Source organism: Streptomyces sp. NPDC004327 (assembly GCF_042873935.1).
GTDB lineage: Bacteria > Actinomycetota > Actinomycetes > Streptomycetales > Streptomycetaceae > Streptomyces.
In genome coordinates, this window is sequence record NZ_JBIAME010000007.1 from 1 (window position 1) to 22,521 (window position 22,521).

Annotated in this window: 16 protein-coding genes; 14 read left to right on the plus strand and 2 right to left on the minus strand. The window is 70.9% G+C overall.

All coding sequences use genetic code 11. From position 1 onward, the window contains the following. Positions 1-135: 135 nt before the first annotated feature. Positions 136-1,233 (minus strand): haloacid dehalogenase-like hydrolase, encoded by a 1,098-nt coding sequence (locus tag ACFYU9_RS23870; protein WP_389345919.1) that lies wholly within the window; start codon positions 1,231-1,233, stop codon positions 136-138. A gap of 265 nt (positions 1,234-1,498) precedes the next feature. Here ACFYU9_RS23870 and ACFYU9_RS23875 point away from each other — a divergent pair, with 265 nt between their 5' ends. The 3 genes from ACFYU9_RS23875 to ACFYU9_RS23885 are packed head-to-tail and all read left to right on the plus strand — an operon-like array spanning position 1,499 to position 4,182. Then, positions 1,499-1,864: a bifunctional 3-phenylpropionate/cinnamic acid dioxygenase ferredoxin subunit gene (locus ACFYU9_RS23875; RefSeq protein ID WP_389211536.1), complete on the plus strand. Its 366-nt coding sequence runs from the start codon at positions 1,499-1,501 to the stop codon at positions 1,862-1,864. Then, entirely contained in the window at positions 1,861-3,015 is a 1,155-nt protein-coding gene (locus tag ACFYU9_RS23880) for an NAD(P)/FAD-dependent oxidoreductase (RefSeq protein ID WP_389345920.1), read from the plus strand. Before ACFYU9_RS23875 ends, ACFYU9_RS23880 begins: the two co-directional genes overlap by 4 nt. A 36-nt stretch (positions 3,016-3,051) precedes the next feature. Then, complete coding sequence (locus ACFYU9_RS23885; protein ID WP_389211540.1) at positions 3,052-4,182, plus strand: aromatic ring-hydroxylating dioxygenase subunit alpha; 1,131 nt, start codon at positions 3,052-3,054, stop codon at positions 4,180-4,182. 1 nt (position 4,183) lies between these two features. Here ACFYU9_RS23885 and ACFYU9_RS23890 read toward each other — a convergent pair whose 3' ends face one another. Next, a complete protein-coding gene (locus tag ACFYU9_RS23890) occupies positions 4,184-4,981 on the minus strand; it encodes an IclR family transcriptional regulator (RefSeq protein ID WP_389345921.1) in 798 nt (265 codons plus the stop codon). Between the two features lie 151 nt (positions 4,982-5,132). On the opposite strand from ACFYU9_RS23890, the gene betA reads away from it, so the two are divergent. From betA to ACFYU9_RS23945, 11 genes are all read left to right on the plus strand, one after another. Then, positions 5,133-6,803, plus strand: coding sequence for a choline dehydrogenase (betA, locus tag ACFYU9_RS23895; RefSeq protein WP_389345922.1), 1,671 nt, complete (start codon positions 5,133-5,135; stop codon positions 6,801-6,803). A 3-nt stretch (positions 6,804-6,806) separates the two neighbouring features. Next, a complete protein-coding gene (locus tag ACFYU9_RS23900) occupies positions 6,807-7,643 on the plus strand; it encodes a 5,10-methylenetetrahydrofolate reductase (RefSeq protein WP_389211546.1) in 837 nt (278 codons plus the stop codon). Between the two features lie 332 nt (positions 7,644-7,975). Continuing rightward, positions 7,976-9,445 (plus strand): aldehyde dehydrogenase family protein, encoded by a 1,470-nt coding sequence (locus ACFYU9_RS23905; RefSeq protein ID WP_389345923.1) that lies wholly within the window; start codon positions 7,976-7,978, stop codon positions 9,443-9,445. Positions 9,446-9,465: 20 nt separating this feature from the next. Then, a complete protein-coding gene (locus ACFYU9_RS23910) occupies positions 9,466-10,554 on the plus strand; it encodes a glycine betaine/L-proline ABC transporter ATP-binding protein (RefSeq protein WP_389345925.1) in 1,089 nt (362 codons plus the stop codon). Then, positions 10,554-12,527 (plus strand): ABC transporter permease, encoded by a 1,974-nt coding sequence (locus tag ACFYU9_RS23915; protein ID WP_389345926.1) that lies wholly within the window; start codon positions 10,554-10,556, stop codon positions 12,525-12,527. Before ACFYU9_RS23910 ends, ACFYU9_RS23915 begins: the two co-directional genes overlap by 1 nt. An 11-nt stretch (positions 12,528-12,538) precedes the next feature. After that, positions 12,539-13,516, plus strand: coding sequence for an ABC transporter substrate-binding protein (locus tag ACFYU9_RS23920; protein WP_389345927.1), 978 nt, complete (start codon positions 12,539-12,541; stop codon positions 13,514-13,516). Between the two features lie 206 nt (positions 13,517-13,722). Next, entirely contained in the window at positions 13,723-16,161 is a 2,439-nt protein-coding gene (locus tag ACFYU9_RS23925; protein WP_389345928.1) for an FAD-dependent oxidoreductase, read from the plus strand. Positions 16,162-16,183: 22 nt separating this feature from the next. Then, positions 16,184-17,473: a serine hydroxymethyltransferase gene (glyA, locus tag ACFYU9_RS23930; RefSeq protein ID WP_389345929.1), complete on the plus strand. Its 1,290-nt coding sequence runs from the start codon at positions 16,184-16,186 to the stop codon at positions 17,471-17,473. Further along, a complete protein-coding gene (locus ACFYU9_RS23935; RefSeq protein ID WP_389345930.1) occupies positions 17,470-18,702 on the plus strand; it encodes a sarcosine oxidase subunit beta family protein in 1,233 nt (410 codons plus the stop codon). Before glyA ends, ACFYU9_RS23935 begins: the two co-directional genes overlap by 4 nt. Before the next feature lie 11 nt (positions 18,703-18,713). After that, positions 18,714-21,926: a sarcosine oxidase subunit delta family protein gene (locus tag ACFYU9_RS23940; RefSeq protein ID WP_389345931.1), complete on the plus strand. Its 3,213-nt coding sequence runs from the start codon at positions 18,714-18,716 to the stop codon at positions 21,924-21,926. Then, positions 21,919-22,521 (plus strand): sarcosine oxidase subunit gamma, encoded by a 603-nt coding sequence (locus tag ACFYU9_RS23945; RefSeq protein WP_389345932.1) that lies wholly within the window; start codon positions 21,919-21,921, stop codon positions 22,519-22,521. The genes ACFYU9_RS23940 and ACFYU9_RS23945 overlap by 8 nt, the downstream gene beginning before the upstream one ends.

Sequence of the window (22,521 nt, forward strand, 5' to 3'; positions counted from 1 at the left end):
GGGGGGGGGGGGGGGGGGGGGGGGGGGGGGGGGGGGGGGGGGGGGGGGGGGGGGGGGGGGGGGGGGGGGGGGGGGGGGGGGGGGGGGGGGGGGGGCCCCCCCCCCCCCCCCCCCCCCCCCCCCCCGCCCCGCCCGTCAGCCGCCGATCTCCGCCGGCCTGACCGTCACCCACTCCCGGCCCGCGTCGACGGTCTCGCCCGCCGCCTTCTGCTCGGCCGACCGCTTGTCCTTCTCCGCCTCCAGCCGGTCGGTGTACGCCTGCTTGCGGTTGACCCACAGGCGGGCGCCGCCCGCCCTGGCGTCGGAGTAGAAGAGCATCCACCAGTCGCTGGGGGAGTCGCCGACGACGAGGACCGGCCGTTCGTACTCCGCGATGTAGTCGTGGATGCCGGCGAGCTTTCCGACGTACCAGGTTCCCGGGGTCCACAGATAGGGCGTGACAACCTGCCGCTGGTAGCGCTCGGTGCCGTACTCCGCGTCGAACGTGCCCTGCTCGATCTGCTTGCGCGCGGTGGTGAGGCCTCCGGTCTCGGGGTCCTTCAGCAGCGTCGTGACGCCGATGACGTTCTCCGGCGGGACGCCGAGGCCGTACTTCGGGTCCGACACGACCATGCGCACGAGTTCCTCGTGGGCGGCGGTCATCACGTAGACGCGGATGCCGTGTTCCTGAAGGCTGCGGATCAGCTCGCGCTGACCCGCGTAGACGTGCGGCGGGTTCACGGTGCCGCGCACCGTCTTGCCGGCGTCGTCGTAGCTGACCGGGATCGGCTTGCCGTAGGCGTACAGCTCGTCGACGTACCGCTTCAGCTCGCCGAGCGTCAGGCCCGAGAACACCTGGGCGATCCACGGGTAGCAGACCTTGTCGTCGATCTCGCAGAGCCGGTCGTAGTAGCCGTAGAGGCTCTCGCCCGCCCGGAACGGTACGAGGCGCAGCGAGGGGTCGATGGTGTCCGGCGTGAGCACGCCCTTCATTTCGAGGAAGGGCAGCAGCGACTCCTCGAGGTCGTACCGCCAGATGGTGTTGTCGGCGTCGAAGACGGCGTAGCGGCCCCGGCCTTCGAACCTGCCGATGAGCCTTTCGAGCCGGTCGCCCTGGGCCTGGGGCCAGTTGGCCAGCTCGACGGTGGGTCGGCCGGAGGTGTCGGCCGCGGCCGTGACGGGTGGGACCGCGGTGGTGCGGGCGGCCGTGGCCGTGGCGCCGGCGAGGACCACCGACAGGACGGCCGCGGTCACGGCGAGAAGGGGACGAGCGGGTACGCGCATGCGGCATCGGCTCCGGGAGTCGGGAGAAGGGGAGTTGTGCGATACGCAACGCAGTGCACTGTTTGGTCCCCAGAGTGAAGTGGTGACGGGCCTGCCCCGTCAAGGCTCGTGACCGCCTTCCTCGCCTGCCCCGCTGCCGCGTTCGACTCCTTGACAAGGTATGGGGCCCCCTCCAGACTGAGTTGCGTAAAACGCAATCAGTTTCGCTATACGCTACGCACGCGACCGAGGTGTCATGATGATTCCCGTGTGCCGACTCGCGGATCTGCCGCGCGGCGAGGCCTATCGGCTCGACATCGAGCCGCCTGTCGCGGTGTTCCACACCGACGATGGCGAGGTCCTCGCCATCGACGACACTTGCACCCACCAGGACGCCTCGCTCGCGGACGGCTGGCTGGAGGGCTGCGAGGTCGAATGTCCGCTGCACGCCTCCAAGTTCGACCTGCGGACCGGGGCGGTCGACGCCCCGCCGGCCAAACTGCCCGTCCGGACCCATCAGGTGGTCGTCGACGACGGGATGATCTACGTGCGGCCCTCCGCGGCCGCGCCGAATCTGCCCCCCTGCGTCGCGGCCCGGCTCGGCGCCGGAGACCCGGCGTGAGGACCGTGGCCGTCGTGGGCGCCTCCCTGGCCGGACTGTCGGCCGCGCGAGCGCTGCGGAAGCAGGGCTACGACGGGCGGCTGGTCCTCATCGGGGACGAAGCTCATCGCCCGTACGACCGGCCGCCGTTGTCGAAGGAGTTCCTCGCCGGCCGCATCGGCGAGGCCGACCTCGCCCTTGAGGCGGACGGAGAGGATCTCGGCGCCGAGTGGCTGCTGGGCGTCCGGGCCACCGGGCTCGACCGCGCCGACCGGTCGGTGCGGCTCTCGGACGGCCGTGGCGTGCGGGCCGACGGCATCGTCATCGCCACCGGAGCGGCGGCGCGCATCCTGCCCGGGAGCGAGGGCCTCACCGGGGTCCACACGCTGCGCACCCTGGACGACGCCCGCGCCCTGCGGGACGAACTGGCCCGCGGCGGACGGCTGGTGGTGATCGGCGGCGGCTTCATCGGCGCCGAGGTCGCCTCCACCGCGTGCGCCCTCGGCCTCGACGTCACCGTGATCGAGGCGGCCCCCACCCCGCTGGCCGGTCCGCTCGGCGAGGCCATGGGTGGCGTCGTCTCCGCGCTGCACGCCGACCACGGCGTACGGCTGCTGTGCGGCGTGGGCGTCAAGGGGCTGAGCGGGGAGCGCCGGGTGGACGCCGTCCTGCTGGAGGACGGCCGCAGCGTGCCCGCGGACACCGTCGTCGTCGGCGTGGGCGCCCGCCCGTGCGTCGAATGGCTGGAAGGTTCCGGCGTCGCGCTCGACAACGGCGTGACGTGCGCGGCCGACGGCCGCACCAGCCTGGCCGGGGTGGTCGCCGTCGGCGACTGCGCCAACTGGTACGACCCGCACACCCGGAGCCACCGCAGGGTCGAGCACTGGACCGGCGCGCTGGAACGGCCGGCCGCCGCCGTGGCCACGCTGCTCGCGCACGGTGCGAAGGAGCCGGGCGTGCCCCGGCCACCGTACTTCTGGTCCGACCAGTACGGCGTGAGGATCCAGTTCGTCGGCCACGCCGCCGGGGCCGACAGCGTCACGGTCGAGGAAGGCGCTACCGACGAGCGCAGCTTCCTCGCCGTCTACCGGCGGGCCGGCACGCCGGTCGCCGTGCTCGGGATGAACCAGCCGCGGCTGTTCACCCGCTGGCGCAAGCAGTTCACCGCGTGAACGACCCCTCCACGACGTTTTCCCGAGGAGTGCACCGTGACTTCGACCAGCCTGCCGGACAGCCTGATCGCCACCCTCCCCGGCTCCTCCTACACGGATCCGGCGATCTTCGCCCAGGAGCAGGAGCGCATATTCGAGACCATGTGGTTCTGTGTCGCGCGCGCCTCGGAACTGGCGAAGCCCGGCGCCTTCCGCACCGTCGACGTGGGCCGCGAGAGCATCCTCGTCACCCGCGCGAGGGACAACTCCATCCGTGCCTACTTCAATGTGTGCCGGCACCGCGGAGCCAAGCTCTGCACCGAGGAGACCGGCGAGGTCAAGCGGGCCTTCCAATGCCCGTACCACGCCTGGACGTACGACCTGAACGGCAAGCTCGTCGCCGCGCCCAACCTCACCAAGATGCCCGACGTCGGACGCACCGAGTACGGCCTGGTGGGCGTGGCCGTCCGTGAATGGCTCGGATACGTCTGGGTCTGCCTGGCGGAGAACCCGCCCTCCTTCGAGGAGGACGTCATCGGCGCGGCCGTCACCCGCCTCGGTGACCTGGAGTCGATCGAGCGCTACGGCGTCGAGAACCTCTCGGTGGGCAGGCGGATCGTCTACGACGTCAAGGCCAACTGGAAGCTCATCATCGAGAACTTCATGGAGTGCTACCACTGCGCCACGATCCACCCCGAACTCACCGAGGTGCTCCCCGAGTTCGCGGACGGCTACGCGGCCCAGTACTACGTCGGCCACGGCGCCGAGTTCGGCGAGGGGATCCAGGGCTTCACCGTCGACGGCTCCGAGGGCCTCGACCGCATCCCGGGGGTGACGGAGGAACAGGACCGCCGTTACTACGCGATCACCGTCAAGCCGCAGGTCTTCATCAACCTCATCCCCGACCACGTCATCTTCCACCGGATGTACCCGGTGGCCGCCGACCGCACGATCGTCGAGTGCGACTGGCTCTACCTTCCGCACGTCGTCGAGAGCGGCAAGGACGTCAGCCGTTCCGTGGAACTCTTCGACCGGGTCAACCGCCAGGACTTCGACGCGTGCGAGCGCACGCAGCCCGGCATGAGCTCCCGCATGTACGCCAAGGGCGGCGTGCTGGTGCCCAGCGAGCACCACATCGGGGCCTTCCACGACTGGGTGAACGAGCGCCTGGGCAACCCCCAGGGGTGACTCAGCCCATGTAGCCCATCCGGTGGCTGATCTCCTCCGCACCCTTGAGCAGCACCGGGGCGAGCTCGTGCAGGCGCTCCTCGGTGAAGCGGTACGAGGGCCCGGAGGCGCTGAGCGCGGCGATGACCGTGCCTTCCCGGCCGCGGATCGGGGCGGCCATCGCGTGCAGGCCGATCTCCAGCTCCTCCAGGGTCCACGCGTAGCCGCGCTCGCGGGCCTCGGCGAGGTTCTTCTCCAGCTTCGTCCTCGACGTGAGGGTGTGCGCGGTGGCCTTCTTCAGGCCCGCCTCGGCCAGCAGCGCGGCCCGCTCCTCGGCGGGCAGGTGGGCCAGCAGGATCTTGCCGCTGGAGGTGGCGTGCAGCGGGGTCAGCTGGCCGACCCAGTTGTGCGCGGCGACGGCCCCGGGGCCGCGTACCTGGCAGAGGTTGACCGCGTAGTGCTCCTGCAGGACGGCGATGTTGACCGTCTCGCCGATCTCCTCGGCGAGCCGCTCGCAGACCGGGCGGCCCTGCTGGGTGATGTCGATGCGTCCGGTGACCGCACCGGCCAGGCGGACGATCCCGAAGCCGAGCCGGTACTTGCCCCGATCGCCCGCCTGCTCCACCAGGCCGCGCGCCTCCAGGGCGCCGAGCAGGCGGAACGCGGTGGACTTGTGGACGTCGATCTCGGCGGCCACCTCGCTGACGCCCGCCTCGCCGCGCTGGGCCAGGATCTCGAGGACGCTGATGGCGCGGTCGACCGACTGCACCCCACCGGCCGGCGAGTTCGACGCTTCGCTGTCTTGGCTGTGGTTGCTCATGGCGAAACTATACGCGCGGTAAACAACGTCGCCGCAAGCTTCGAGGCCCGCACAAAAACCCCTGCAAGTTGCGTTGTTCGCAACCTGGTGCGCATTGCGATACCGGATTAGCATGCCCCGCATATCTACGGCGCGAGCGAGACGAGGCACTATGGCTCCCCTGCAATACGACTTCGTCATTGTCGGCGGCGGATCGGCCGGCAGCGCACTGGCGAACAGGCTCTCCGCGGACCCGGCGAACCGGGTGCTGGTACTGGAGGCCGGCCGCTCCGACTACCCGTGGGACGTCTTCATCCACATGCCCGCGGCGCTGACCTACCCGATCGGCAGCCGCTTCTACGACTGGAAGTACGAGTCCGAGCCCGAGCCCCACATGGGCGGCCGGCGCATCTACCACGCGCGCGGCAAGGTGCTCGGCGGCTCCAGCAGCATCAACGGCATGATCTTCCAGCGCGGCAACCCCATGGACTACGAGCGCTGGGCCGCCGACCCCGGCATGGAGACCTGGGACTACGCCCACTGCCTGCCGTACTTCCGGCGGATGGAGAACTGTCTCGCCGCCGACCCGGACGACGAGTTCCGCGGCCACGACGGCCCCCTCGTCCTCGAACGCGGTCCCGCGACCAACCCGCTCTTCGACGCCTTCTTCAAGGCCACCCAGGAGGCGGGCTACGCGCCCACCGACGACGTCAACGGTTACCGGCAGGAAGGCTTCGCCAAGTTCGACCGCAACGTCCACCGCGGCCGCCGCCTGTCGGCCTCCAAGGCGTACCTCAAGCCGGTCAGGAAGCGGCCCAACCTCACCGTCAGGACCCGCTCGCTCGTGACCCGCGTGCTCTTCGAGGGCAAGAAGGCCGTCGGCGTCGAGTACCAGCGCGGCAGGGGCGCCCTCCAGCAGGTCCGCGCCAGGGAGGTCATCCTGTGCGGCGGCGCGATCAACTCCCCGCAGCTGCTCCAGCTCTCCGGGGTCGGCAACGCGCAGGAGCTGAGCGCCCTGGGCGTCGACGTCGTCCACGACCTGCCGGGCGTCGGCGAGAACATGCAGGACCACCTGGAGGTCTACGTCCAGTACGCCTGCAAGCAGCCCGTCTCCATGCAGCCGTACATGGCCAAGTGGCGGGCCCCCTTCATCGGCCTGCAGTGGCTGTTCCGCAAGGGCCCGGCCGCCACCAACCACTTCGAGGGCGGCGGCTTCGCCCGCAGCAACGAGGACGTGGACTACCCCAACCTGATGTTCCACTTCCTGCCCGTCGCGGTCCGCTACGACGGCTCCTCGCCGGCCGGCGGCCACGGTTACCAGGTGCACGTGGGCCCCATGTACTCCGACGCCGTCGGCTCCGTGAAGATCAGGAGCAAGGACCCGCGCGAGCACCCGGCGCTGCGCTTCAACTACCTCTCCACCGAGCAGGACCGCCGGGAGTGGGTCGAGGCCATCCGCGTCTCCCGCAGGATCCTCGGCCAGCCCGCGATGTCCCCGTTCAACGACGGGGAGATCTCGCCCGGCCCTCAGGTCGAGACGGACGAGGAGATCCTCGCCTGGGTCGCCAAGGAGGGCGAGACCGCCCTGCACCCGTCCTGCACCTGCAAGATGGGCACCGACGAGATGTCCGTCGTCGACCCCACCAGCATGCGCGTGCACGGCCTGGAAGGCATCCGCGTGGTCGACGCGTCGGTGATGCCGTACGTCACCAACGGCAACATCTACGCACCGGTGATGATGATCGCCGAGAAGGCCGCCGACCTGATCCTCGGCAAGGAACCGCAGGCGCCGTCGAAGGCCGCGTACTACCGCCTCCGTGACGCACGGAAGCAGGTCGGGTAGACCTTGGCGACCGCCGGAGTGAGGTCGCTGCTCGACAGCGTCCGCTACGAGGTGCTGCCCGCGAAGACGACCGAGGACAAGGTCCTCGCCCATGTCCCGCGCGACGTCGTCGTCACCGTGACGGCGTCACCGGCCAAGGGACTGGAACCGACCCTCGACCTCGCCGGCCGGCTCGCGGCGAACGGATACCGCGCCGTCCCGCACGTGCCCGCGCGGCTGCTGCGGGACGAGGCGCACTTGAAGGACGTCGTCGACCGGCTGCGCGAGGCGGGCGTGGACGACGTCTTCGTCCCCGCGGGCGACGCCGATCCGCCGGCCGGGGCCTATGACGGGGCGCTGCCGGTGCTGCGCAGGCTGAGCGAGCTGGGCAGGCCCTTCGCCCGCGTCGGCGTCACCGGGTATCCCGAGAGCCATCCGCTCATCCACGACGACGTCACCATCCAGGCCATGTGGGACAAGCGCGAGCACGCCACGTACATCGTGAGCAACCTCTGCTTCGACCCGCGGGTGCTGGGGGAGTGGATCGCCCGTATACGGCGCCGGGACGTCACCCTGCCCGTCCACCTGGGCGTCGCGGGGCCCGTGCAGCGGGCGAAGCTGCTGGCGATGGCGACGAAGATCGGCGTGGGTGAGTCGACGCGCTTCCTGACCCGGCACGCCTCGTGGTTCCTGCGGTTCGCGACGCCCGGCGGGTACGCGCCCGACAGGCTGCTGGCGCGTGGCGAGAAGGCGCTCACCGCGCCGTCGGCGGGGGTGGCCGGGCTGCACCTGTTCACGTTCAACCAGATCGCGGAGACGGAACGGTGGCGCCGCGCCGTGATCGACCGGCTCGGAAGCTGAAACGCGGGCGGAGTACGCGTGAGGGGGCGGGGCTGGAAGACCGGCCCCGCCCCCTCACGCCGTACCGCTCAGCGGAAGACCACCGGCACGGCGACCTCCGTCGGTGCGTCATGCACAGCATGGCGAGCGATGCGCGACATGCTCGGCTCGACTCCCCTTGCGGTCAAGGGTGGTTGGGCAGGTGCCGGTCCGGCGACATCGTCATGTGCGGGCTTGTGCCGCCCTCTTGACGCGGGTCTGCAGGTTCGCCATGGTGTTCCACCACAAGCAATTGAATGCATGATGCGCAACGCATTTCGTGCGCAACGCATGACGGCTGAAGGGCTTGGCGCGTGGCAGACCTGTATGTGGCTGGGGAATGGCGGGATCCGGTGGCCGGTGGGTGCCGGGAGATCCACTGTCCCGCCGACGGCACGCTCACCACGACCGTCTCGGAAGGGACGCGCCCCGACGCCGAGGCGGCGATCGCTGCCGCCCGCCGGGCCTTCGACGAGGGCCCCTGGCCGCGCACCTCCGAGCGGGAGCGCGGCGCGCTGCTGCTGCGCACCGCCGACCTCATCGAGCGCGACGCCAAGGAGTTCGCCCGCGCCGAGTCGCTGGACACCGGCAAGCGGCTGGTGGAGAGCGAGTTCGACATCGCCGACGTCGTCTCCTGCTTCCGCTACTACGGCGGGATCGGCGGCATCGACGCCGGGCGGGTGATCGACACCGGCCGCGACGACGCCATAAGTCGCGTCGTCTACGAGCCGATCGGCGTGTGCGGGCTGATCACTCCATGGAACTACCCGCTGCTGCAGGCGAGCTGGAAGGTCGCCCCGGCGCTCCTCGCCGGCAACACGATCGTCCTCAAGCCCAGTGAACTCACCCCCTCCACCTCGATCCTGCTGATGAAGGCGCTGGAGGAGGCCGGGCTCCCGGCCGGCGCCGCCAACCTCGTCCTGGGCGCCGGGCCCGAGGCGGGTGCCCCGCTCTCCGAGGACCCCGCCGTCGACATGGTCTCCTTCACCGGCGGCCTGGAGACCGGCAAGCGGATCATGGCCGCCGCCGCGGCGACCGTGAAGAAGGTGGCCCTGGAGCTCGGCGGCAAGAACCCCAACGTGGTCTTCGCCGATGCCGACTTCGAGACGGCCGTGGACTTCGCCCTCACGGCCGTCTTCCTGCATTCCGGCCAGGTCTGCTCGGCCGGCGCCCGGCTGATCGTCGAGGACTCGCTGCACGACCGGTTCGTCGACGAGGTCGTCCGCCGCGCCCGGCGGATCCGCCTCGGCGGGCCCTTCGACCCCGAGGCCGAGACCGGAGCGCTGATCTCCGCGCGGCACCGGGAGAAGGTCGAGGCGTACGTCGCGGCAGGTCTCGCCGAGGGCGCCGTACTGCGCTGCGGCGGTGAACGGCCCGACGATCCGGCCCTCGGGGGCGGCTTCTACTACCCGCCGACCGTCCTCGACGAGTGCCGGCAGGACATGCGTGTCGTGCACGAGGAGTCCTTCGGACCCGTGCTCACCGTCGAGCGCTTCACCGACGAGGACGACGCCGTGCGCATCGCCAACGACACCGAGTACGGACTCGCCGGAGCCGTGTGGACGCAGGACGCCGGCAAGGCACAGCGGGTCGCCCGGCGGCTGCGCCACGGCACGGTGTGGATCAACGACTACCACCCCTACGTGCCGCAAGCGGAATGGGGTGGCTTCGGGCACTCGGGCGTGGGCCGGGAGCTGGGACCGACCGGCCTGGACGAGTACCGGGAGCCCAAACACATCTGGCAGAACATCCAACCCCGGCCGCAGCACTGGTTCCGCGGCTGAATGCCGAAGAGAGGCCGACCATGACCCCAACGCAGACCGAGGTGTCGCAGCGGCACGGCGCGCACCAGGATTCGGACGGCACTCCGGTCATCTCCGTGCGCCGGCTGTGGAAGGTGTTCGGGCCGAAGGCCGACCAGGTACCGCACTCCGAGGAGCTGCGCGGCCTCACCCGCCGCGAGCTCATGGACCGCACCGGGTGCACCGCCGCCGTCCGCGACGTCGGCTTCGACGTCCGCAAGGGCGAGGTGTTCGTCGTCATGGGCCTGTCCGGCTCCGGCAAGTCCACGCTGGTGCGATGTCTGACCCGGCTGATCGAACCCACCGCCGGTGAGCTCGTCTTCGAGGGCGAGGACATCCGTGAGGCGGACGGCAGGCGCCTGCGCGAACTGCGGCGCCGCAAGTTCTCCATGGTCTTCCAGCACTTCGGGCTGCTGCCCCACCGCCGGGTGGTGGACAACGTGGCCTTCGGCCTGGAGATCCGCGGCATGAGCCGGGCCGAGCGCACCGCGCGGGCCCTGGAGGTCGTCGAACTGGTCGGCCTCGCAGGCTACGAGAACTCCTACCCCGACCAGCTCTCGGGCGGTATGCAGCAGCGCGTCGGCCTCGCCCGGGCGCTGGCCGGCGACCCCGACGTGCTCTTCTTCGACGAGCCCTTCTCGGCACTCGACCCGCTGATCCGCCGCGACATGCAGAACGAGGTCATCCGGCTGCACCGCGAGGTCGGCAAGACGATGGTCTTCATCACCCACGACCTCTCCGAGGCGCTCAAGCTGGGCGACCGCATCCTGATCATGCGTGACGGCAGGACGGTCCAGTGCGGCACCGGCGACGAGCTGGTGGGCGCCCCGGCCGACGACTACGTCCGCGAGTTCGTCAAGGACGTCCCGCGCGGCGATGTGCTCACCCTGCGGTGGATCATGCGCCCGGTGGAGCCCCATGACGCCCTGGACGGTCCCGAGCTGGGCCCGGACGTCGTGGTGAAGGAGGCCACCCGGGCGGTACTGGCGGCCGACAGGCCGGTCAAGGTCGTGCAGGACGGCACGCTGCTCGGCATCGTCGGCGACGAGGAGATCCTCGCGGTGGTCGCCGGGCGGGAAGGCGGCGCGTGATGGCCGTCGCCCTGGAGAAGCCCGCCCGCCTGGCCGGCGCACGCAGGGCCGGCCGGCGCACGGTGGTGGCCGCGATCCTGGTTGCCTGGCTGCTGCTCTTCGTGGTCCTTGGCGGAAAGCAGACCCTGACCCTGGCGGCGGCGGACCTCACCGGCCTGCACCGGTGGTTCAACGACGTCAACGACGCGATCGGCGCGGACCGCAACTCCAACCCGCTCTTCCTGTACTTCTTCAACGAGATCCGCCTGGTCATCGACAACCTGGTGACCTTCATCCAGCACCTGATCTCACAGCCTCCCGCCGGCCGCCCCGTCCCGCAGATCGGATGGCTCGGCGTCGTCGGCATCGCGGGCTACGTCTCCTGGGCCGTGGGAAACTGGCGGGTCGCCCTCCTGGCCGTGGCGGGCTTCACCTTCCTGGGGCTGCAGGGGCTGTGGCAGGACAGCATGGACACCCTGTCGCTCACCCTCTCCGCGGTCTTCGTGGCGCTGCTGTTCGCGATCCCGCTGGGCGTGGGGGCGGGGCTGTCCGACCGGTTCAACCGGATCGTGACGCCCTTCCTGGACTTCATGCAGACGATGCCGACCTTCGTCTACCTCGCCCCGCTGACCCTGTTCTTCCTCATCGGCGGAGCCTCCGCCACGATCGCCACCGTGATCTACGCGGCACCGCCCGCGATCCGCATCACCGCGCACGCCATCCGCTCCGTCCCCCAGGCCACCGTCGAGGCCGCCGAATCGCTGGGCGCGACACGACGTCAGGCACTGCTGAAGGTCCTGCTGCCCATGTCCAAACGGACCGTGGTGATGGGCGTCAACCAGTCGATCATGGCGGCCCTGGCCATGGTGACCATCGCCGCGCTGATCGACGCGCCCGGCCTCGGCAAGACCGTCATCCAGGCCCTTCAGTCGCTCGATGTGGGAACGGCCTTCAACGCGGGACTCGCCATCGTCGTCATGGCGATCGTCCTCGACCGGGTCACCACCGCGGCCGGCGCCCGCGAGGAGACGGCCCGGCGTTCGAAGAACCGCCGCCTCGCGTGGCGCAGGCCGCTGTTCGGCGCGGGAGCGGCGGCCACGGCGGTCCTCGTCTACCTGTCGCACACCTATGTGTGGGCGGCGGTGTTCCCCGGCGACGGCGGCACCGGCCGTTCCGTCGCGAGCGCGGCGGACACCGTGACCGCCTGGGTGCAGGACAACCTCTCGGGCCTCACCAACACCTTCCGCGACGGCATCACCAACGGCCTGCTCAATCCGCTCCAGACGCTGCTCACCGACTCCCCGTGGTGGCTCGTCGGCGCCGTGCTGGTCGCGCTCGGCGGCGTGCTCGGCGGTTGGCGGGCCGGGATCACCACGGCCGTGTGCGTGGGTCTGCTGGTCGGCACCGGGCTGTGGTCGGACGCCATGACGACGCTGGCGTCGACCCTCGTGGCGACGGTGCTGGTCATGCTGCTCGGCACCGTCCTCGGGGTGTGGATGGGCCGCAGCATGCTCGTGGACCGGGTGCTGCGGCCCTCCCTGGACGCGGCCCAGGTCATGCCGCCGTTCGTCTATCTCGTGCCGTTCCTTGCACTGTTCGGCGCGACCCGCTTCACGGCCATCGTCGCCGCCGTCGTCTACGCGGCGCCGGTCGCCATCAAGATCATCGCGGACGGGGTGCGGGCCGTACCCGGCGCCACCGTCGAGGCGGCCGTGTCCGCCGGGTGCAACACCTGGCAGATCATCACCAAGGTTCAACTGCCGATGTCACGCGCCGCCCTGACGCTCGCCACCAACCAGGGCCTGATCTATGTGCTGTCGATGGTCGTCGTGGGCGGCCTGGTGGGAGCGGGCGCCCTCGGTTACGACGTCGTGGCCGGATTCTCGCAGGGCCAGCTGTACGGGAAGGGGCTCGCGGCCGGACTCGCGATCGTCCTTCTCGGAGTCATGTTCGACCGGATCACCCAGGCGGCGGCGCGACGCGCGAGCGCGTAAGGAGCACCAGCATGGCAGCACAGGTACGACAGTGGAGAATCGGCACGGCCGGCACAGCGGTCGTGACCGTCCTCGGGCTGGCCCTCACCGCCTGCGGCGGCGCGAAGGTCGGTGCCGACTCCGCGGATTCGGGCAGCCCGGGCACGTGCGGCACCTTCAATCTCGCGGTCAACCCGTGGGTGGGCTACGAGGCGGACGCGGCGGTCGTCGCGTACGTCGCGCAGCACGACCTCGGCTGTACGGTCGCCAAGAAGGACCTGAAGGAGGAGATCGCCTGGCAGGGCTTCGGGACGGGCGAGGTCGACGCCGTCCTGGAGAACTGGGGCCACGACGATCTGAAGAAGAAGTACATCACCCAGCAGAAGACCGCCGTGAGCGCCGGCTCGACCGGCAACAAGGGCATCATCGGCTGGTACGTGCCGCCGTGGCTGGCGAAGGCGCACCCGGACATCACCGACTGGAAGAACCTGAACACGTACGCGTCCGAGTTCAGGACCTCCGAGTCGGGCGGCAAGGGCCAGCTGCTTGACGGCGACCCCTCGTACGTCACCAACGACGCGGCGCTGGTGACCAATCTGAAGCTGGACTTCAAGGTGGTGTACGCGGGCAGCGAGACCGCGCTCATCCAGTCCTTCCGGAAGGCCGAGAAGAACAGGGAATGGGTGATCGGCTACTTCTACGAGCCGCAGTGGTTCCTGTCCGAGGTGCCGTTGGTCAAGGTGAATCTGCCCGCGTACACGACGGGCTGTGACGCCGACGCGGCGAAGATCGCCTGCGACTATCCCGTGTACGACCTCGACAAGATCGTCAGCGCGAGGTTCGCGAAGTCCGGCAGCCCGGCCTACCGCCTGGTGAAGAACTTCACGTGGACGAATGGCGACCAGAACACCGTGGCCAAGTACATCGCGGTGGACAAGATGTCGCCCGAGGCGGCGGCGAAGAAATGGGTGGAGGCCAACCGCGGCAAGGTCGACGCCTGGCTCAAGTAGCCCACGTCGAGAAGACGGTCGAAGATGCCCGGCGGGCGGTGCGCACCTGTGTGCGCCGCCCTCCGGGCATTGCCGCATTCCGGGCGGTTCGCCCGGCGTCACCCACCCCTTGACACCCCTTCCCGTGACCGGCACATTGAGTTGCGCAACCTGAACCATGTTGCGCAGCAAGCAACTTGACTGGTTTTGAATCAGGAGGTGCGGCGATGGCGGGACCCCGAGTGGTGATCATCGGAGCGGGTGTCGTGGGAGCGGCGCTCGCGGACGAGATCTCCGCGCGCGGCTGGACCGAAGTGACCGTGGTCGACCAGGGCCCGCTCCCCGCGACCGGGGGCTCCACGTCCCACGCCCCCGGCCTGGTCTTCCAGACGAACTCCTCCAAGACCATGACCCAGCTGGCCCGCTACACCGTCGAGAAGTTCTGCTCCCTCGACGTCGACGGCGAGCCCTGCTTCCTGCAGGTCGGCGGCCTCGAAGTGGCGACCACCCCCGAACGCCTCGCGGAACTGCACCGCCGCCACGGCTGGATCACCGCCTGGGGCATCGAGGCCCGCGTGCTGAGCGCCGACGAATGCGTCGAGCGGCATCCGCTGGTGAACCGGGACAGGATCCTCGGCGGACTCCTGATCCCGACGGACGGGATCGCCAAGGCCGTCCTCGCCGTCGAGGCGCAGATCCGCCGGGCCACCGAACGCGGCGTCACCTTCCTGGCCCGCCACGAAGTGCTCGACATCCGGCAGAGCGAGGGCCGGGTGACCGGTGTCCTCACCGATGGGGGCGAGATCGTCGCCGACATCGTGGTGTGCTGCGCCGGCATCTGGGGCCCGAAGATCGCCCGCATGGCCGGCATGAACCTCCCGCTGACCCCGCTCGCCCACCAGCTCGCCTGGACCGGCCCGGTCCCGGCGCTCGCGGGCCAGACGGAGGAGGCGGTACGGCCGATCCTGCGCCACCAGGACGCCGACCTCTACTACCGCGACCGCTTCGACGGCATCGGCATCGGCTATTACGGCCACCGTCCGATGCCCGTCTCGGCCGACGACATCCTCTCCGTCGACGAGGCCGCCCCCATGCCCTCGGTCCTCAAGTTCACCGAGGAGGACTTCGAGGACGCCTGGACCGAGACCCGGTCGCTGCTCCCCGCGACGGCGGAGGCCAAGGTCGAGGAGGGCATCAACGGCCTGTTCTCCTTCACCACCGACAACTTCCCGCTCCTCGGCGAGTCCAGGGACGTCAAGGGCTTCTGGGTGGCGGAGGCGGTGTGGGTCACCCACTCCGCGGGCGTGGGCCGCGCCATGGCCGAATGGCTCGTCGACGGCCACTGCTCGTCCTTCGACCTGCACGAGTGCGACGTCAACCGCTTCGAGCCGCACCAGCTGTCCCCGGAGTACGTCCTGGCCCGCGACTGCCGGAACTTCGTCGAGGTCTACGACATCATCCACCCCCTCCAGCCGTCGGGGGAGCCGCGCCCGATCCGCACGAGCCCCTTCCACGCCCGCCAGCAGGAGCACGGCGCGTTCTTCCTGGAGGCGAGCGGCTGGGAACGCCCCCAGTGGTACGAGGCCAACGCGGGACTGGTCGAAGGCCGCGACATCCCCACCCCGAACGACTGGGCCGCACGGTTCTGGTCGCCCATCGTCGGCGCCGAGGCACAGGCCACCCGGGAGACCGTCGCGATGTACGACATGACGGCCCTCAAGCGACTGGAGGTCAGCGGCCGCGGTGCCGCGGACTTCCTGGAAGGACTGACCACCGGCAAGGTCGCCAAGTCGGTCGGCTCGGTGACGTACACCCTGCTCCTGGACCACGACGGCGGCATCCGCAGCGACGTCACCGTCGCCCGGCTGGCCCGCGACCTCTTCCAGGTCGGCGCCAACGGCAACCTGGACCTCGACTGGCTCACCCGCCACCTTCCCGTCGACGGTACGGTCCAGGTGCGCGACATCACCGCCGGCACCTGCTGCATCGGCCTGTGGGGCCCCCTGGCCCGCGAGGTCCTGCAGCCGCTGACGGACGAGGACTTCTCGGGCGACGGCCTGAAGTACTTCCGCGCCAAGCGCGCGTACATCGGCTCGGTGCCCGTCACCGCGATGCGGCTGTCGTACGTCGGCGAGCTCGGCTGGGAGCTCTACACCACCGCCGACCAGGGCCTGAAGCTGTGGGACACCCTGTGGCAGGCGGCCCAGCCGCTCGGCGGCGTCATCGCCGGCCGCGGCGCCTTCAACAGCCTCCGCCTGGAGAAGGGCTACCGCTCCTTCGGCACCGACATGACCTACGAGCACGATCCCTACGAGGCCGGCGTCGGCTTCGCGGTCAAGCTGGACAAGGGCGACTTCATCGGCAAGGCGGCCCTGGAGCGCCGCAAGGAACACGTACGGCGCAAGCTGACCTGCCTCACCATCGACGACCCGCAGTCGGTCGTCCTGGGCAAGGAGCCGGTCTACGACGGCGACCGCGCGGTCGGCTACGTCACCAGCGCCGCCTACGGCTACACGATCGGCAAGGGCATCGCGTACGCCTGGCTCCCGGCGGAACTCAACCCCCCCGGCACCACCCTGCACATCGGCTACTTCGACCGGCGCGTCGAGGCGGTCGTCGCCGAGGAGCCGCTGTTCGACCCGACCATGTCCCGCCTCCGTGGCTGACCGCGAGGAAGAGGTACCGCCGGTGACCGCACACGTGCTGAACACCCCCCTGGCCGAGCTGGACCCCGAGGTCCACGCCGCCCTCCGCGCCGAACTGCACCGCCAGCAGTCCACCCTCGAGATGATCGCCTCCGAGAACTTCGCGCCGTCCGCCGTGATGGAGGCCCAGGGATCGGTCGCGACCAACAAGTACGCCGAGGGCTACCCCGGCCGCCGCTACTACGGCGGCTGCGAACACGTGGACGTCACCGAGCGCCTGGCCATCGAGCGCGTCAAGTCCCTCTTCGGGGCCCGCTTCGCCAACGTCCAGCCGCACTCGGGCGCACAGGCGAACACCGCCGTCTTCTTCGCCCTCCTCCAGCCCGGCGACACCGTTCTCGGCCTCGACCTCGCGCACGGCGGCCACCTCACCCACGGCATGCGCATCAACTACAGCGGCAGGATGCTCGATGTCGTGCCGTACCACGTCTCCGAGACGGACCACCTCGTCGACATGGAGGAGGTCGAGCGGCTCGCCAAGGAACACCGGCCCAAGATGATCATCGCGGGCTGGTCGGCGTACCCCAGGAAGCTGGACTTCGCGGCCTTCCGGCGCATCGCCGACGAGGTCGGCGCCCTCCTCATGGTCGACATGGCGCACTTCGCGGGCCTGGTCGCCGCCGGACTGCACCCCAGCCCCGTCCCGCACGCGCATGTGGTCACCACCACGACGCACAAGACGCTCGGCGGCCCGCGCGGCGGAGTCGTCCTCACCGACGACGCCGACCTCGCCAAGAAGATCAACTCAGCGGTGTTCCCCGGGATGCAGGGCGGCCCGCTGGAGCACGTCATCGCCGCGAAGGCGGTCTCCTTCAAGGTGGCGGCGTCGCCCGAGTTCGCCGATCGCCAGGCCCGTACGCTGGCCGGCGCCCGCCTCCTCGCCGAGCGCCTCACCCGGCCCGACGCGGCCGCGGCCGGAGTGAAGGTCCTGACGGGCGGCACGGACGTCCACCTCGTCCTCGTCGACCTGCGGGACTCCGAACTCGACGGAAAGCGGGCCGAGGACCTGCTGCACGGGATCGGCATCACCGTCAACCGCAACGCCGTCCCCTTCGACCCGCGCCCACCCATGGTCACCTCCGGTCTGCGCATCGGAACGCCGGCCCTGGCCACCCGGGGCTTCACGGAGGAGGACTTCGCCGAAGTCGCCGACGTGATCGCACTGGCCCTCAAACCCGAGCCGGACGTGGCCGCCCTGCGCGCCCGCACCGAGACGCTCGCGGCCAAGTACCCGCTCTACCCGCACCTTTCGGAAGACGGAGACGTCCGATGAGCCCCAGCACCCCAGGCGCCGGCCTCCCCGACCACCCCGACTGGCTCTGGCGCGATCCCGAGCCCAAGCGCTCGTACGACGTGGTGATCGTGGGCGGCGGCGGACACGGCCTGGCCACCGCCCACTACCTGGCGAAGAACCACGGCATCACCGACGTCGCGGTCCTGGAGAAGGGCTGGCTGGGCGGCGGCAACATGGCCCGCAACACCACGATCATCCGCTCCAACTACCTGTGGGACGAGAGCGCCGGCATCTACGAGCACGCGCTCAAGCTGTGGGAAGGCCTCGAAGAGGAGCTGGACTACCCGATCCTCTTCTCCCAGCGCGGCGTGCTGAACCTCGCCCACAGCCTGCAGGACGTCCGCGACAGCGTGCGCCGGGTGGAGGCGAACCGGCTCAACGGCGTGGACGCCGAGTGGCTGGACGCGCAGCAGGTCAAGGACGTCTGCCCGATCGTCAACATCTCCCCGGACGTGCGCTACCCGGTCCTCGGCGGCACCTACCAGCCGCGCGCCGGCATCGCCAAGCACGACTACGTGGCCTGGGGCTTCGCCCGCTCCGCGGACGCCGCCGGCATCGACATCATCCAGAACTGCGAGGTCACCGGCCTGGACGTGGTCGGCGGCCGGGTGGTCGGCGTCCAGACCACGCGCGGCCCCATCGGCGCGGGCAAGGTGGCCCTGTGCTCCGCCGGCCACACCTCGGTCCTCGCCGCCATGGCGGGCATCGAACTCCCGGTCCAGAGCCACCCGCTGCAGGCCCTGGTCTCCGAACTCCTGGAGCCGGTCCACCCCACGGTGGTCATGTCCAACGCCGTCCACGTGTACGTCAGCCAGGCGCACAAGGGCGAGCTGGTCATGGGCGCCGGCATCGACGCGTACAACTCCTACACCCAGCGCGGTGCCTTCCACATCATCGAAGAGCAGATGTCCGCCGCCCTGGAACTCTTCCCGGTCTTCGCCCGCGCCCACGTGCTGCGCACCTGGGGAGGCATCGTCGACGTGAGCCCGGACGCCTCGCCGATCGTCGGCCTCAGCCCGGTCGGCAACCTCTATCTCAACTGCGGGTGGGGCACGGGCGGATTCAAGGCCACCCCGGGCCTCGGCTGGGTCTACGCCCACACCATCGCCCACGACACCCCCCACCCCCTGAACGCCCCCTTCTCGCTCGACCGTTTCACCACCGGCGCGCTCGTCGACGAGCACGGCGCGGCCGCGGTGGCCCACTAGGGAGCCGAACCATGCTGCTCATCCCCTGCCCGTGGTGCGGGCCCCGCGACGAGGCCGAGTTCCACTACGGCGGCCAGGCGCACGTGCCCTACCCCGAGGATCCCGCCGCCCTCACCGACGAGGAGTGGGCGCGGTACCTGTTCTTCCGCGACAACCCCAAGGGCCCGTTCGCCGAGCGATGGAGCCATGCGGCGGGCTGCCGCAGGTGGTTCAACGCGGTGCGCGACACGGCGACGAACGAGATCCTGGCGGTGTACGGGCCGGGGGAGGCGCGCCCGGCCGCCACCGAGCCCCGCCCAGTGGATCCGGTCCGCCCGGGGAAGGCCGCGAGCGAGACCGAAGGGCGATACACGACCACCGGCCCGCAGACGGGGACGACGCGGGAGTTTCCCGCATGGGGCGTGCCCGGTCAGGCGTTCCGTCTGTCGGACGGCGGGCGGGTCGACCGCGACGACCGGCTGGGCTTCACCTTCGACGGCATCCGGTACGAAGGGTTCCGGGGCGACACCCTCGCCTCCGCCCTCCTCGCCAACGGTGTGATCGCGGCGGCGACCAGCATCAGACTCGGCCGCCCCCGCGGCATCTTCTCGGCGGGCGTGGAGGAACCCAACGCGGTCGTCCAGATCGAGGCCCCCTTCCCCGAGCCCATGCTCCCCGCCACGACGGTCGAGCTCTACGACGGCCTGGTCGCGAGTGGCCTTGCGGGCCAGGGACGCCTCGCCACCGAACCGGACCCCGCCCGCTACGACGCCGTCAACACCCACTGCGACCTGCTGGTCGTCGGCGCGGGCCCCGCCGGCCTCGCCGCCGCCGCGGCGGCCGCGCGAAGCGGCGCGCGCGTCGTCCTCGCCGACGACCAGCCGGAACCCGGCGGCAGCCTGCTCGGCACCGGCGAACACCTCGACTGGGTGGAGGCGACCCGCGCACTGCTCGAAGCCGCCCCGGAGGTACGCGTCCTGCGGCGCACCACCGTCTTCGGCCACTACGACGACAACCACCTCCTCGCGGTCGAGCGCCGCACCGACCACCTCGGCGCCGAGGCCCCGGAGCACGTCTCCCGCGAGCGCGTCTGGCGGATCCGCGCCCGGCGCGTGGTCCTCGCGACCGGCGCCCACGAGCGCTCACTGGCGTTCGGGGACAACGACCGCCCCGGTGTGATGCTGGCCGCCTCGGCCCGGACGTACCTCCACCGGTACGCCGTTCTGCCCGGCCGGCACGCGGTCGTGTTCACCACCAACGACAGCGCCTACACCGCCGCACTCGATCTGGCGGCGGCGGGAGTGGACATCGCGGCGATCGTCGACACCCGGCCCGAGCCGGGGGAGTGGGCCGAGCGTGCTCGGTCCGCCGGGATCGAGGTGCTGGCCGGACACGCGGTCACGGACACGGAGGGCGGGGCCCGCCTCACCGCCGTGAAGGTCGCCCCGTACGGGGAGTCCGTGGGACGACGGGAGTTCGCCGTCGACCTGCTCCTGGTCTCCGGAGGCTGGAACCCGGTCGCGCATCTGTTCAGCCAGGCGGGCGGCAAGCTCCGCCACGACGACGTGCTCGGCACGTTCGTGCCCGACAGCTGCCGTCAGGCGGTGGATTTCGCGGGCAGCGCGAACGGGGCCCACGATCTCGCCACGACCCTCGCGCAGGGCGCGGCGGCCGGCGCCCGCGCGGTCGAGGCGGAGGGCTACACCGCCGAGGCGCCGGTCCTCCCGGCCGTCGCCGCCCAGCCGCACACCCCGCCCATGCAGGTGTTCGCCGTCCCCACCTCCACCGGAGCGCCGCGGTTCGTCGACCTCCAACGCGATGTCACGGTCGACGACCTGGCGCGGGCGACCGGGGCGGGCCTGCGCTCGGTGGAGCACACCAAGCGCTACACCACGGCCGGCACCGCCAACGACCAGGGCAGGACGGGCGGGGTCCTGACGAGCGGGATCGTCGCCGAACTCCTCGGCGTGGACATCTCGGCGCTCGGCCTGCCCACGTTCCGGCCGCCGTACACCCCCGTCTCCTTCGCCACCCTCGCCGGCCGCGACCGCGGCGCGTTGTCCGACCCGATCCGCACGACCGCCCTCCACGCGTGGCATGTCGCGCACGGCGCCCTGTTCGAGAACGTCGGCCAGTGGAAGCGGCCCTGGTACTACCCGCGGGACGGCGAGGACATGGAGGCGGCCGTGCTGCGAGAGTGCCGCGCCGCCCGCGAGGGCGTGGCCTTCATGGACGCCTCCACTCTCGGCAAGATCGACGTGCAGGGCCCGGACGCCGCGGTCTTCCTCGACCGGCTCTACACCAACATGATGAGCACCCTGAAGGTCGGCATGATCCGCTACGGCGTCATGAGCCGCCTGGACGGCATGATCTTCGACGACGGCACGGTCATCCGCGTCGCCCAGGACCGCTTCCTGGTCACCACCACGACGGGCAACGCGGCCGCCGTACTGGACTGGATGGAGGAGTGGCTGCAGACCGAGTGGCCCGAACTGCGCGTCCACTGCGCTTCCGTCACCGAGCAGTGGGCCACCGTCGCCCTGGTCGGCCCGCGTTCTCGCGAGGTGCTCGGCTCGCTCGCACCCCGCCTGGCGGTCGCCAACGACGACTTCCCGTTCATGGCGTGGCGGGAGACGACGGTCGCGGGCATCGAGGCGAGGGTGTGCCGGATCAGCTTCTCCGGCGAACTCGCCTATGAGATCAACGTGTCACCGTGGGAGGCCCTCGCCCTGTGGGAGGCGCTGTACGACGCAGGCGCCCCGCACGGCATCACTCCGTACGGCACCGAGACCATGCACGTCCTGCGCGCGGAGAAGGGGTATCCGATCATCGGCCAGGACACCGACGGCACGGTCACCCCGCAGGACCTCGGCATGAGCTGGGCGGTGTCGAAGAAGAAGCCCGACTTCATCGGCAAGCGCTCCTACGCCCGCGCCGACACGGTCCGCCCCGACCGCAAGCACCTCGTCGGCCTCCTCCCCGAAGACCCGGCCGCCCTCCTCCCCGAGGGCACCCACCTGGTCGCCGACGGCGAACTGCCCGCCCCGCCCGTCCCGATGCTCGGGCACGTCACCTCCAGCTACCGCAGCGCGGCGCTCGGCCGGACCTTCGCGCTCGCCCTGGTCAAGGGCGGCCGGGACCGCATCGGCGAACGCCTCTACGCACCCGTCGGCGGCCGGATGCTGCCGGTGACCGTCGCGAGTCCCGTCCTCTACGATCCCGAGGGAGCCCGCCGCGATGGCTGACACCGCTCCGACCGCACGGCAGCGCAGCCCGCTGGCGCATGCCGCCGACCGCCTGGCCGCCGCGACGCGCTCCTCCAGGGGCGCGGTCCGCCTGGCCGAAGTCCCCTTCCTGGCCCAGCTGAACCTCCGCCTCGACGCCAAGAGCCCGGCGGCGGACGCCGTCGGACTCGCTCTGGGACTCCCCCTGCCCCTGGAGCCCGACACCGTCGTACGCGTGGGGGATCTGGGCGCGGTGTGGCTCGGTCCCGACGAATGGCTGGTGGTGGGCCGGCCCGGTACGCAGCGGGACCTGGAGAGCCGGATCCGCTCGGCGGCCGGGGACGAGCACGTCTCGGTCACCGACGTCTCCGCCCAGCGCACCACCGTCCTGGTCGGCGGACCGCGCGCCCGCGATCTGCTGTCCCACGGCTGCCGGCTGGATCTGCACCCGCGCGCCTTCGGCCCCGGCCGCGCGGCCCAGACGACGCTGGCCCGCACCCAGGTCGTCCTGGTGGCCCGGGACGAGCCCAGGGCAGGGTTCTGGGTGCTTGTACGCTCCTCGTTCGCCGGCTACCTGGTGGACTGGCTCCTCGACGCGGCCGTGGAATACGGGTGA